Annotated in this window: 6 protein-coding genes and 1 pseudogene; 1 reads left to right on the top strand and 6 read right to left on the bottom strand. The window is 52.0% G+C overall.

Annotated elements, in window-relative coordinates; all coding sequences use genetic code 11:
- The 6 genes and pseudogenes from ACS18Q_RS14965 to ACS18Q_RS14940 all read right to left on the bottom strand — a co-directional run bounded on the left by ACS18Q_RS14965 (position 1) and on the right by ACS18Q_RS14940 (position 10,673).
- Entirely contained in the window at positions 1-528 is a 528-nt protein-coding gene (locus ACS18Q_RS14965; protein WP_417870843.1) for a DUF4123 domain-containing protein, read from the bottom strand.
- Positions 525-2,621 carry a type VI secretion system Vgr family protein gene (locus tag ACS18Q_RS14960; protein ID WP_441257908.1) on the bottom strand — a complete coding sequence of 699 codons (2,097 nt, stop codon included), beginning with the start codon at positions 2,619-2,621 and terminating at the stop codon, positions 525-527. The genes ACS18Q_RS14965 and ACS18Q_RS14960 overlap by 4 nt, the downstream gene beginning before the upstream one ends.
- Before the next feature lie 151 nt (positions 2,622-2,772).
- Positions 2,773-3,291, bottom strand: coding sequence for a type VI secretion system effector Hcp-2 (hcp-2, locus tag ACS18Q_RS14955; protein ID WP_020331126.1), 519 nt, complete (start codon positions 3,289-3,291; stop codon positions 2,773-2,775).
- A 294-nt stretch (positions 3,292-3,585) separates the two neighbouring features.
- The gene (glgB, locus tag ACS18Q_RS14950; RefSeq protein WP_055465409.1) at positions 3,586-5,775 is read right to left on the bottom strand and encodes a 1,4-alpha-glucan branching protein GlgB; all 2,190 of its coding nucleotides are present in this window, start codon (positions 5,773-5,775) and stop codon (positions 3,586-3,588) included.
- 164 nt (positions 5,776-5,939) lie between these two features.
- Positions 5,940-8,120 (bottom strand): 4-alpha-glucanotransferase, encoded by a 2,181-nt coding sequence (gene malQ / locus ACS18Q_RS14945; RefSeq protein ID WP_441257907.1) that lies wholly within the window; start codon positions 8,118-8,120, stop codon positions 5,940-5,942.
- A 107-nt stretch (positions 8,121-8,227) separates the two neighbouring features.
- Positions 8,228-10,673: pseudogene (locus ACS18Q_RS14940) on the bottom strand (glycogen/starch/alpha-glucan phosphorylase).
- A gap of 532 nt (positions 10,674-11,205) precedes the next feature.
- On the opposite strand from ACS18Q_RS14940, the gene malT reads away from it, so the two are divergent.
- Complete coding sequence (gene malT / locus ACS18Q_RS14935) at positions 11,206-13,914, top strand: HTH-type transcriptional regulator MalT (protein ID WP_038151779.1); 2,709 nt, start codon at positions 11,206-11,208, stop codon at positions 13,912-13,914.
- Positions 13,915-13,957 lie beyond the last annotated feature (43 nt).

Raw genomic sequence — 13,957 nt, 5'->3', positions numbered from 1 at the left:
TTACACCCACAGCTTAAAAATCGGCGAGGTCAGGTTAAAGGCTTGAGAAGGTTCAGACACTTGAACTGGATAGTGCAATATTTGTTGATTATGTGCGGTATCCACCCAGTGAATAGCCTGAGCTGGGCCTAACAGGGTTGCAATGTCTATATCGTTTAGCTGTGATGCGGTTTGATTCCAAAAAGCATTGGTATAAAACCGCAAAAAACAGGCTTTACTATCAACCTCAACCTGAAGTAGTGACTGTAAATAGTCGGTGAATTCAAATCCATCGTAGCGAGAATCTAACTCAAATATCACTGAGCTTGAGTCAAAGTTAGGAAGTGTTAGCCACTGCTCTAATACTGCGCTATTGCTACCGATATTAAGTACCAATGGGCTTTTGTCCTTCAAATAATCAAAATCGGAACCTGCGAATAAAACTATCGCTTGCTCCACTTTCATCTCATTGGCGATCACCGATATCGCATCAGGGATACGAATCGTATCCACCACTAACCAATAATTAATGGTATTCCGTTGACTCATGAGGCACCTCGTTCACATGGGCAATCATCTCGTGGACATGAGCCATCACTTTGCCTTTGACACATTTTTGCAAGCGGTACGTTTGCCATGGCTAAGGTTGCCATCGTGGACGCTGAAAGTTGTAGAGGTAGTGGATTGGGTGCAGCTGGGGTGGCCTCTATCTGATGTGGCAAATCGGCCATTTTACCACCATAACCCGAGCCGGATCCGGCGCTGCCACCAGAGTTGAGGTTGATTGCAGAACCAACCACATGCACGCCGCCGGCATCGACTTTGATAAAGCTGCCTGCGGCTTTGATGGTGAGTTCACTGCCCGCATCGAGGACCAACTTATTGCCTGCTTTGAGGTGCACTTCGTTACCCGAGTCGAAAATGGTCTTATCGGCCACTTTCTGATGCAGCGATCCACCGATTTCAATGCTTTGATCTAATGCGATTTTGGTACGGCTTTCGCCGCCCACCGTCAGATGCTGATTGTTTTTGATCTGAGTAAAGCGGTCGTTCTCCACCGTGAGGTGTTTGTCGTGTTGAATGACGCTCGTGTGGTCGTTTTCAATCAGGCCATCAAAGTCTTTCTGCGCGTGCAGGTAAACTTGCTCACTGCCGGCCTGGTCTTCAAAACTGAGTTCGTTATAACCCTGACCCTGATGGGTTTCGGTGCGCAGCACGGTTTTGGTTTTGTTGTCTGGCAGCGCATATGGCGCGGTGTTGGTGGCGTGATAGGTGCGGCCGGTGACAATCGGTTGGTCGGGGTCGCCATTGAGAAACGACACAATCACTTCATGGCCAATGCGCGGAATGGCGATCATGCCATATTGACTGCCCGCCCACCCTTGCGAGACACGCACCCAGCACGAGCTGTGCTCATCACCGTTGGAATAGCGATCCCACGGGAAATGCAGTTTGACGCGGCCGTATTCATCACAGAAGATTTCTTCGCCTTCTGGGCCAACGACTGTGGCAATCATCGGGCCATCAACCTGAGGTTTGGCTTGCGGCGTGGCGCGCCAGGTGCGATGCGCCGGGATGAGCGAGAATTGGTTCGCGTAGGTGGTCGCGCCATTGCCGCCAGCTTCTTCCAGCGCCTGAGGCTGCGTACCTTGGCAGGTGACACTCACCACCAACCAATCTCGGTTTAAGGTGTCATCGAGATGCTCTTGCAGGTCAAATTTCACGCCCGGACGCAGCAGCGGTTGGTTGCTTTTGCCCGTTGCGGTGCGCGCGTTGCGGCGCAGGTAATCGAGGCGGATCTGGCTGAATGCTTTGCCGCTGACATCGTCTTTATACCGCCCTGGCGCATCGAAATGTTCGTAATCTGGCTGCTGGTAGTCCATTTCGGTCCCGACCGCTTGCTGGGCAAAGGAGTACGCCGTTTTTTTGAAGCTGTAATCCTGCAGCGCCGTCTGGCTCACCTCCGATTGGGTGTGCACGCTCAGCGCCGAGATATACGGTGATTCAATCATGCCGCCTGCCAGCGTGTTGTATGGGATTGGCTCGCCGAGTTTCGGCAGGCTGTCGGAGGCGTCGCTGAATATCAGTGTATGCTTGCCTTCTTCATGAATGAAGCTGTACACCAACCCTTCTTCGGCTGCTAAACGATGGAGAAAATCTAAGTCGGTTTCACGGTACTGAACGCAGAATTCACGCTGCGCGCAGTCGCGAGTCAGCGCAAAGGCGTAATCGTTGATGCCCATTTCCTGCAGCAGGATGGAGATGATTTCCGGCACGGTGCTGAGTTGGAAGATGCGACTGTTGTGGCGCAGAGACAAACGCTCTAAAGCAGGGACTAACGTGAGTGAATAGAAGGTGTGGTGGTGGCCGGTATCGCCCTGCGTAAAGCAGCGCACGATGCCGTTCACGCGTTGAACCAGCACATCGTCGCGATAGAGCGTCAGCTCCGCGACTTTATCTACCACCATCTCCGGCGTTAAATTGGCAAGCCGACTGGCCAATTCCAGTTCATAACGAAAACCGTGGCATAGCTGCCCATTTATGCGTTCGCTGGACAGGGTTTCCTGCCCGTCGAACCCACGCACCACCAGCGTGTCGTCCTCCAGACCTTCCACATGAAACTGATACTTTAACGTCGCCATCCTGCCATTCCTTCATACTCAGTAAAAATGGTGAAACCTTAAGCGCAAAACACCCGAAACCGAGCGGATGCTAGGGTGCGGGTTGGATGCTTTGTGCTTAAGGTTCACAAGGTTGCCCGCCTTGAGACGGACAACGCAGCTCGCGCGTAACTTACGCTTCGATTGGTTTACGCCAATCGTCTGAGCCTGAAGTACCCGCGTTCACGTGATCCCACGTGATTTTGCGGTAAGACATAGAAACAGTCAGGTTCTGAGTGAAATCAGATTTTGCTGGATCTTGGCAGTGTGGCATTTCACATTGGATATCTACGATAGACGCGTTTTCCAACTTGGTGGTGAAGAAGTTTTCTTGTTTGCCTTCGATAGACGTGCGGTACCATTTCAGTTCAACCGTCGTCATCTTCTCGCCTGAAGCCAGTGCGTTGTACAGCAGAGGAACGGCTTTGTTCAGAGACACGGTGAATTTGAATGGTTTGTGCACACGTTGACCTGAAGGCTGGCCCGATTGTGGGTCAGTTGGTACGGTGACAATGTGGTCGAACTGCTGAACCAGCATTTCGTCTTCATGACCTTCAACGAATGAATCGCCGATAGAATCCGCAGTACAAGCGCCTGCAGTGATAAGACCCTGAGTTTGACCTTCGATAGAGATATAACATGGAGTTGGCATTGCTCATTCCTTTCTAACTGGTTGTTTATCAGGCAACGGGTTAAGACAACCTTTGCCATTCGATAAAACGTTCGTGATGTAAGTGCGCTCAGCGCGAATTCAGTGAGTAAGGGAGCAAAGTCGATGCCACTTTGGCATTCCATTAAAATCAACCAGTTATATTTAAATTATTGCCATTAGAGCAACAAACTGCCTTTGTTCAAGCAAGATCTTGCTTGTCGGGCAAGGATCCTACAATACAAAAAAAGCCCGATTTACATTGTAAAATCGGGCTTGAATCGCGGAATGATGACGTTAATCGATCAACTTATACATCAAGGTGGCCAAAGGCGGCACACGCAGTTTTAGTGACTGAGGCAGCCCCTCACTGGCTACCTTCTCCGTCGCCACCAGCGTATTGACCTCAAAACCACTGCCACCGTACTGAGTGGCATCGCTGTTGAGCAGCAACTGATAACGCCCAGTATTCGGAACGCCAAGGCGGAACGATTCGTGCGGTACAGGCGTGAAGTTCGTGACCACCAGAATGCGCTCGCCATTTTCACTAAAGCGTTCATGGGCAATCACGCTGGCTTCAGCAGAATCTTGCAGACGCCATTCAAATCCTTTCGGATCGCAATCTAACTCATGCAATGCCGCTTCATGGCGATACAGATGGTTCAAATCACGCACCAGACTTTGCACCCCTTTGTGACGAGGAAAGTCCAACAAGAACCATTGCAGCTGATCGTCGTGATTCCACTCCGCCGTCTGAGCGATTTCTGCGCCCATAAAGTTGAGTTTTTTACCCGGCTGACCATACATGTAGCCCAAATAAGCGCGCATATTGGCGGTTTGCTGCCATTCATCACCCGGCATTTTATAGATCAGAGAGCGCTTGCCGTACACCACTTCATCGTGCGATAGCGACAAAACGTAGTTCTCGCTAAAGGCGTAAATCAGCGGGAACGTCAGCGTATTGTGGTGATACTTGCGGTGCACCGGATCTTCCTGAATGTACGATAAGCTGTCGTGCATCCAACCCATGTTCCATTTAAAGCCAAAGCCCAAACCGCCCATAAAGGTTGGCGCAGAGACCCCCGGAAACGCCGTGGATTCTTCGGCAATGGTCATCGCATTCGGGAAGTATTTGTACACCTCCTCGTTCATCCATTTCAACGTCGCAATCGCATCATAGTTCTCACGGCCGCCATCGACGTTGGGAATCCACTGATCGTGACTGCGCGAGTAATCGAGGTACAGCATCGATGCCACTGCATCAACGCGAATGCCATCTATGTGGAACATCTCAAACCAGTACAGCGCATTGGAAACGAGGAAACGGCGCACGTGCTCGCGTCCTAAATCATAGATGTAGGAGTTCCAATCCTGATGCCAGCCTCGGCGTGGATCCGGGTCGTGATAGAGCGGCGTGCCATCGAAGTTAGCCAAACCATGGTCATCCGATGGGAAATGAGCCGGTACCCAGTCAAGCACCACGCCCAACCCCGCTTGGTGACAGGCATCGACGAAATATTTGAAATCATCAGGTGTGCCGTAGCGACTGGTTGGCGCAAATAAACCCACTGGCTGATAACCCCAAGAGCCATAAAACGGATGCTCAGACACCGGCATCAGCTCCACATGGGTGTAACCCATATCGACCAAATAAGGCACCAGTTGATCCGCCAATTCACGATAGTTGAGGAAGCGGCCATCTTCGCCGCGTTTCCACGAACCCGCGTGTAGCTCATAAAACGACAGGGCTTCTTTGCGTTTTTCAGTCACCGGGCGAGTTTGCCACACCGCATCCTGCCATTGATATGCGTCGTGATCGTAAACCACGGAGGCGAAGGATGGGTATTGCTCGGCATAACTGCCCCAAGGGTCTGCTTTGTGAGGCAAGCCTTCACCGTTTGGACCTTTGAGTTCAAATTTGTACTGCGCGCCCGCTTCGAGTCCGGGAATAAACAAGCCCCAGATGCCGTAGTCCAGGCGTTGCATCGGATGGCGGCGACCATCCCACTGGTTAAACGAACCAATCACGCTGCACGATGACGCGTGCGGCGCATAAACTAAAAAGCGAACCCCGGTAATCTGTTTGCCATCACGTTCTTGTGTCGTGAAATGCGACCCTAGGAAATGATACATCTGCTTAGGAGTGTGCAGATCATCAAACTCAGCATAAATCGAATGATATTGGTACGGGTCATCAATGAGCTGCTCAACACCCGCCCAATTCACCGCTAGTTGATAATGAGTAAAACGAAGGTCACGGGATGATTTGAGAACAAATCCAGACTCATCTTCGCGCGCCAGCGCGATTCGGGGTTCGCCGTCAATCACCAGCTCAACGCCGTCAGCACCGGGCATCCAAACACGCAACGCGTCGTGTTCACCCGTTATATAAGGACCTAAAAAAGCGAAGGGATCAGCAAACGCGGCACGGGAAAGTTGTAGATAGGCCTGTTGCTGTTTGGACGGCTTCTTTTTTGTCGTTTTCAATATATCGACTCCTAACCTTAACTCACTAAAAAGAAAAAAAGGCCCGCTAAAGTGCGGGCTTGCTAGCGTTAAACCATCTTATCGAACTCATGTTTGACTTGGAGTGACCTAAGCTCAACTTCTCGTTGTAATTCATGAGAAAATGCTAAATCACTCCGTCAATCTTATCGGCTCGCTTTCGCACGGACTTCCGTCAGTTTCGACGCAATGCGGTTCACGTCGTCACGGGCGAAAATTTCATCCAGATTCATGGACAACTTACGGCGCCAGTTCGGGTACTCATTGACAGTGCCCGGAATGTTGACCGGTTTATCCATTTCCAACCAATCTTCAAGCTGAACACTCAGCAATGCTGAAGCGCCTGCCGCAACGTGCAGTTGCAGCGCTTCGCTGAGGTAGGAATCCATCGGGACGAGGCTGGCATCACGGCCAACGCCGTCAGGCAAGAAACCGTGCCATGCCACTGAATCCAAAATGCCTTGCTTGCACTTCAGGCGATCGTCAAACAGCGCCGCCAATTGCTCTGCGTCTGGGTAGAGACCAATTTCACCGCCCAATTTCAGGTCGTCGCAATGCCAGAAACCACGCAGCGTCGGCATGTCATGCGTACACAACGCTGCCATAGATTGCTCAGCGTAATGCTTCGGCGAAATGAAGCCGCCATCATCTTTTGACGTTTCAAAGAAGAACACTTTGTACGAATGCACGCCTGCATCACGCAGCAGTTCAACGATTTCATCCGGCACGGTGCCCAAGTCTTCGCCGATCACGCTGCACTGATGACGGTGAGATTCCAGCGCCAAAATCGCCAGCATATCTTTCACTGGGTAGTAGATGTACGCGCCTTTGGTCGCGTTTTCACCCTTAGGAATCCACCATAAACGCAACAGACCCAGTACGTGGTCAATACGCAGCGCGCCGCAATGTTTCATGTTGGCACGCAGCAGCTTGATGTACGCATCGTACGCCGTAGCTTGCAGCACTTGCGGGTTCAGTGGTGGCAGTCCCCAGTTCTGACCCAGTGGGCCCAGAATGTCTGGCGGCGCACCAATGCTGGCATCGAGGATCAAGTTGCCTTCATCCGCCCACGTTTCAGAACCTGAATCCGACACGCCCACCGCTAAGTCACGGTACAAGCCAACAGACATGCCTTTCTCTTCCGCCAGCGCTTGTGCTTCATTGATTTGCGTGTCCGCAATCCATTGCAGGTACATGTAGAGATGTACGCTGTCTTGGTTCTCTTCAATGTATTTCTGCACGGCAGGGCTGTCAAAACGGCGATATTTCTCAGGGAATACCGGCCAGCCCCACACTTGGCTGTCTTTGGCGTGTAGATCAGCATGCAGCGCATCAAATGTTGCTTGATGCAACAAACTCTCGCCGCCCTCTTCAACAAAGTTGAGGAACGCGTTGGCACGATCGGTATTTTTATCGAGATGGCGTGTCTTAAACTCCGCAAACAGTAGCGGTAATACGCTCATCTTCATTTGCGCCACTTCGGTATAATTCACCCAGTGCTCTTCGCGCACTTTTTGCAGACGTTGCTGGAAGTCAGGGCTACCGACGCGTTGCTGCGCTTCACCGCTCAGCGCAAATTCCGGCACAGAGCTCACATCGATGTAAAGAATGTTCAACCAACGGCGAGACGACGGGCTGTATGGGCTCGCGCCTTCCGGATTGGCTGGGAACAGGGAATGGATGGGGTTAAGACCCACAAAATCGCCACCGCGCGATGCGATGTCGGCAACCAGTTGTTTCAAGTCGCCAAAGTCACCAATGCCCCAGTTATGCTGAGTGCGTAGCGTGTACAGCTGCACACTTGGGCCCCACAGTTTTTTGCTTTGTTCCAGAGCGGGTTGCTTAAAGCAGGCCGGCGGCGTGATGATCAGCGTCATTTCATATGGCGCTTTGCGACGTTTACGTGTGATGTGCAACGTATGGTAGCCCCACACCAAATCACTTGGCAGGGCAAACACTAGAGGGCCACCCTCGGCACGCTCGTCTCGAACGATTTGAGATTGAAGATAGCCTTCAAGTACCTCTCCTTGCTCGGTTTCAAGACGCCAGTTAAATTCGCTTTCGCGTGCGCTCACGCCCAGATAGAGCGGAACTTCTACCGCTTCACCTTCACGAATCACCAGAACAGGATCCAACACATCTTTCTTGTGCTTTTTCTCTGCCGATTTCAGTAAGGTGTCATCATTGGTGATGTCATACCCCAAAGACGCCAAAAGACGACGGATAGTGTCGTCTTCAACGCGCGCTTCATCGCCCCATGCGCTCACATAGTGATCGGCAATCTTTGCCATCGCTGCGACTTGCTTTAATGCATTTTGTTCTTTCATCGCTCTCTCCGAAGGGACAACTCTCCCCTTCAAAACATGTAGGGTGTTGTAATTAATATGGTTGTGACACAGCCAAGGCACGGGCCTTGGCTGTTTTTTGGGCTGATTTAGCGTTTCACCGCTTCCAGTTTCCAGATGTTGTTGACGTAATCCCGAATACTGCGGTCTGAGCTAAATTTGCCGACCAGCGCGGTATTGAGAATGGCTTTCTTCGCCCAGCCCGCTTGGTCGCGGTATTGCTGGTCAATCGCTTCGTGAGCCGCCACATAAGACGCGAAGTCCGCCAGAACCAAATACGGGTCGCCGCCATCAAGCAAGCTGTCGTAGGTTGCGCGCAGTTTGCCCGGTGCGCCCGGCGTGAACTCGTCGCCCACCAACAGATCCAGCGACGCTTTCAGCAGCGGATCCGCATGGTAGAAGTCGTACGGGTTGTAACCATTGGCTTTGAGTGATTCCACGCCATCCACTTCCAAACCGAAGATGTAGATGTTGTCGTCGCCCACTTCTTCACGAATTTCAACGTTCGCGCCGTCCATGGTGCCGATGGTCAATGCACCGTTCAGCGCCATCTTCATGTTGCCGGTACCCGATGCTTCTTTACCTGCAGTCGAGATTTGCTCAGACACATCCGCCGCTGGAATGATGATTTCAGCCATGCTGACGCGGTAGTCTGGCACAAACACCACTTTCAACTTGTTGTTGATGCGCGGATCGTTATTCACTTTCTCGGCAATCTTGTTGATGGCGTAGATGATCTCTTTCGCTAGGTGGTAACCCGGTGCCGCTTTCGCAGCGAAGAACACCACGCGAGGATGCATGTCAAAGCTTGGATCGTTCAGCAAGCGGTGGTACAGCGACAGAATGTGCAGCATGTTCAGGTGCTGACGTTTGTACTCGTGCAGACGCTTGATTTGGACGTCAAAGATCGCATTGGTATCGAGTTCGATGCCCATGTTCTCTTGCACCCAATCCGCCAAACGCTGTTTGTTCTCTTTCTTCACAGCCATGAATTGCTTCTGGAATGCTTTGTCGTCAGCGAACTGAGCAATCGACTCCAGTTGATCCAGATCTGCCGGCCATTGGTCACCAATTTTATCGGTGATCAGCGCAGACAAGCCTGGGTTACAGAATTTCAGCCAGCGACGCGGCGTAATGCCGTTGGTCACGTTTTGCAAACGGTCCGGATACAGTTCATTGAACTCAGGGAACAGATCGCGTTTCACCAACTCAGAGTGCAACGCCGTTCACCGCATAAGAGCCAATCACACACATGTTCGCCATGCGTACCATGCGGTGGAAACCTTCTTGGATAATCGACAGTTTTTGCTGTTTCGCCACATCACCCGGCCATTTCGCACGTACTTCTTGCAGGAAGCGGTGGTTGATCTCATAGATGATTTCCATGTGACGCGGCAGCAGACGCTGAATCAGAGACTCGCTCCATGTTTCCAGTGCTTCTGGCAACAAGGTGTGGTTGGTGTAAGCGAAAGTTTTTGAACAGATCGCCCACGCTGCATCCCATGACAGATCGCGTTCATCGATCAGAATGCGCATCAACTCAGGAATCGCGATGGTTGGGTGCGTATCGTTGAGCTGAATGGTTTCTTGCTTTGGCAAATCTACCAGCGTGAAACCTGCTGCTTCATGGCGACGCAGAATGTCGCGAATCGACGCGGCACTGTGGAAGTACTGCTGCATCAAGCGCAGTGTCTTGCCTTTTTCGTGGTTGTCGTTCGGGTACAGCACTTTGGTGATGTTGCCCGCGTCAATCAACGCGTGCTGCGCTTCAAAGTAGTTACCGTTGTTAAAGCTTTCTAGAGAGAAAGGCGCAATTGCACGACATTCCCACAGACGCAGCGGGTAAACCGTTTCGCTTTGGTAGCCAACAATCGGTAAGTCCCACGGCATGGCTTGAACCATCATGCCCGGTACCCAGCGACGTTTTTCTTTGCCGTTGTCTTGGTACACATCCACGTGACCGTAGAAACCGATTTCCTGTTTCAATTCAGGACGAGCGACTTCCCAAGGGTAACCTTCGACACCACGCCATGCGTCTGGTGCTTCTTTTTGGTGGCCTTCATCAAATGACTGTTTGAACAGACCGTATTCATAGTGCAGGCCGTAACCGACCGTTGGGTATTCTTGTGCAGCACAAGAATCCATAAAACATGCAGCCAGACGACCCAGACCGCCGTTACCCAATGATGGGTCGCGCTCTTCTTCCAGCAGATCAGTCAGGCTTTGACCCAGTTCGGTCATCGCTGCTGAAATCTCTTCGTACAGACCCATGCTGATCAGGTTGTTGCCTGTCAGACGACCAATCAGAAATTCCAGTGACAAGTAGTTCAGGCTTTTCGCGTTCACGATGCGCTCGTCCTGCTCGGTTTGCAGCAGGTCAAACGTGGTTAATTCTGCCAATGCGCGGCCCATCGCCAAATACCAAGCGCGGCTCGAAGCGTGCTCAATCGTGGTGGCATAGGTTGCAGTCAGGTGGCGTTTTACGTTTTCTTGGAACAAAGCTTTATCAAAACTTTTTTGTTGAGTAGGTTTCATTGAGAAATCTCACTTTTCGGTTCTAATCCATCTGCGACATATCGTGCATCTGCTCTGCCAGCAAAACATCCTCCTGTTTCCGGCCGAAGTTGGGAGGAGGAGCAAGGGCGTAGAAGGAGGCGCACCTGAGTTGGAGTGATCTGCCTCTCAATGATTTAGCAAAGAGCGAAATTATGAGTGACTGGGATCACGACAATCATCTTCCTAACCCTAGTGGAGATTTATGAAAGAGAGGTTTCTGGCTCTGAAACCATTTGCTCAATGTGCGGCGGGATTCACAAAATCTTCGCATTCGTTACGCAGATTTCATGAAATCTCGTAGAGGGTGGACACTTCACCTTAGCCCTCACGCACCACTTTGGTGACAAACCTCACAAATTTGGGGCGTAGTTGTCCGGGAAGTGTGAAACCTGCAGGAATCTCGTGGGCGATCAATAAACGTAGGGAAAGACATCAAGTAACATCTTCATCATTAAACCGTGAGCTAGCCCTCACTACTGATTACCACGAGACGGAAACGGGAAGTACAACGATGTGGATACCCTCGAAATTAACTCGCCCCGGACGGCTGCATAACGCCATCGTCAGGCCGCGCGTGTTAGAACTGTTGCAACAAGCGCCTTGCTATAAGCTCGTGTTGTTCCGTTCTCCTGCGGGTTATGGCAAAACCACCATGGCAGCGCAGTGGCTGGCAGACAAACCCAATGTGGGTTGGTACAGCATCGATGAAAGCGACAACGACACGTTCCGCTTCATGAACTATCTGCTGCAAGCCTTGAATAAAGCCACATCGCAAAGCTGCCCCAATGCGCAAAAGCTGGCTGAGCGTCGCCAATTCTCATCGCTGCATTCGCTGTTCAGTGAAGTGTTCGCCGAAATGTCGAATTTCCATCACGAGTGTTTCGTGGTGCTCGATGACTATCATCTGATTTCCGATGAAGAGATCCATGAAGCGATGCGCTTTTTCCTCAAGCACATGCCGGATAACCTCACCTTAGTGGTCACCAGTCGCATGACGCCGCCACTGGGGACCGCCAACCTGCGCGTGCGCGACCTAATGATTGAGATCGGCAACGAACTGCTGGCGTTTGATAACGAAGAGACCACCCGTTTCTTTAATCAGCGCGTTGCGGATGGCATCGACGACACCACGGCCGTGAGTCTGCGTAATTATGTTGAAGGCTGGCCGTCTGCGCTGCAATTGATCGCCCTGCAAGCGCAGCATCAAAAACGCACCTTGGCGCAAACCGCTGAATCGGTGTCGCACTTTAACCATGCGCATTTGTGGGATTACTTGGTGGAAGAGGTGTTTGATCTGCTTGACCAAGAGACCCGTTACTTCCTGATGCAGTGCTCGGTGCTGGATCACTTTAACGACGCTTTGGTCGCCGCCCTCACCAAACGTGACGACGCGTTGAGTATGATTGAGTCGCTCAATCGCTACGGCCTGTTTATCTACCCGCTGGAAGGCGAGCAAAACTGGTATCGCTTCCACAATCTGTTTGCTGAATTTCTGGCTCACCAACGCATGGCGCGCATTCCGCAACAAGAACAAGAGCTGCATCGCGCCGCTGCACGCGCGTGGCTGGAAGCCAGCACACCACATCAAGCGCTGCGCCATGCCCACCTTGCGCAAGACACCGATCTGCTGGCCAGTATTCTGACCCAGTACGGCTGGAAAATGTTCAACCAAGGCGAATTGGAAGTATTGGAAGCGGCGATTAACCTACTTACACCCACGCAGCTCTACAGCGAACCGAAGCTGTGCCTGCTGCAAGCTTGGCTGGCCCAGAGCCAACACCGCTATGAAGATGTCGGCGACATGCTGATTCGCGCCGACAAAGAGATGAAAGCGCTGAATGTCGAGCCAAGCAACAGGCAACAAGGGGAGTTCAATGCGCTGCGCGCGCAAGTGGCCATCAACCAAAACGCCCCGGAAAAAGCCTTGGAGCTGGCGGAACTGGCCCTGAGCCAGCTCGACAACACCATTTATCGCAGCCGCATCGTGGCAACCTCGGTGGTGGGCGAAGTCAATCACGTGCTGGGGCAACTGAGCCGCGCGCTGTCGATGATGCAGCAAACCGAGAAACTGGCGCGTCAATATCAGGTCTACCATCAAGCATTGTGGGCCCTGCTGCAACAAAGCGAGATTCTGATCGCACAAGGGTACGTGCAGGCTGCATTCGAGGTGCAAGACAATGCGTTCAAACTGGTCGAAGAGCAGCATCTGCACCAAGTGCCGCTGCACGAATTCTTGCTGCGTATTCGCGCGCAAATTCTGTGGTGCTGGAACCGGTTAGATGAAGCCGAAGAGTGCGCCTATAAAGGGCTGGATGTGCTTGGCAATCACTCGCCAAGTCAGCACTTGCACAGCTATTCCATGCTGGCGCGCATTGCCATTGGTCGCGGTGAGCTGGATAAAGCCGGCCGCTTTATCGAACAGATTCAGCATTTAATGAAACAGTCGAACTACCACGTCGACTGGACGGCGAACGCGTCGTTGTCGCTGATCCTATACTGGCAAGCGCGTGGTGATATGGATGCGATGGAAACATGGCTCGAAACCACCACACGCCCAGAACGCGCCTGCAACCACTTCTCTCAATTGCAGTGGCGCAACATTGCACGCGTGCAAATCAACCTAGAGCAGTTTGATGACGCGCAGCACACGCTGACCTTCATGCAAGCGCAAGCGGAGCAGTACCAGCTCATCACCGACATCAACCGCAACCTGATTGTGGAAGCGAACCTAGCGACCACATGTGGCCAAGAAGAGTTGGCGCGCGAAAAAATCAAAGAGGCGCTGCGCCTGACCAACCAAACCGGCATGATCGGCAACTTCCTGGTTGATGGACACAAGATTGGTCATCTGCTGGAAAAACTAGTGCATCGCGTTGAGCTAGGTGATTTGGAGCGCCACCGCGCGCAGCAGTTGATGAAAGAGATTTCCACCACCCAGCGCAGCCGCTCAGTGCATTTTGACGAGGAGTTTGTCGAGAAGCTCATCAACCACCCGAACATTCCGGAGTTAGTGCGCACCAGCCCGCTGACGCAGCGTGAATGGCAGGTGTTGGGCCTCATCTACTCTGGTTTCAGTAATGAACAGATCGCGCAAGAGCTGGATGTGGCAGGCACCACCATCAAAACCCACATTCGCAACCTGTATCAAAAGCTCAATATCGCCAACCGCAAAGAGGCGATTCGCACCGCAGAGAACTTGCTGCAATTGATGGGGTACTAACCCACCTTCAGAAACGCAAAGAGCCAGCAATCGCTGGCTCTTT

Origin of the sequence: Vibrio sp. Vf1514 (assembly GCF_052076135.1) — a bacterium.
Taxonomy (GTDB): Bacteria; Pseudomonadota; Gammaproteobacteria; order Enterobacterales; family Vibrionaceae; genus Vibrio; species Vibrio furnissii.
The sequence above is the reverse complement of the archived record's forward strand: the minus strand, read 5'-3'. Positions and strand labels throughout refer to the sequence as shown.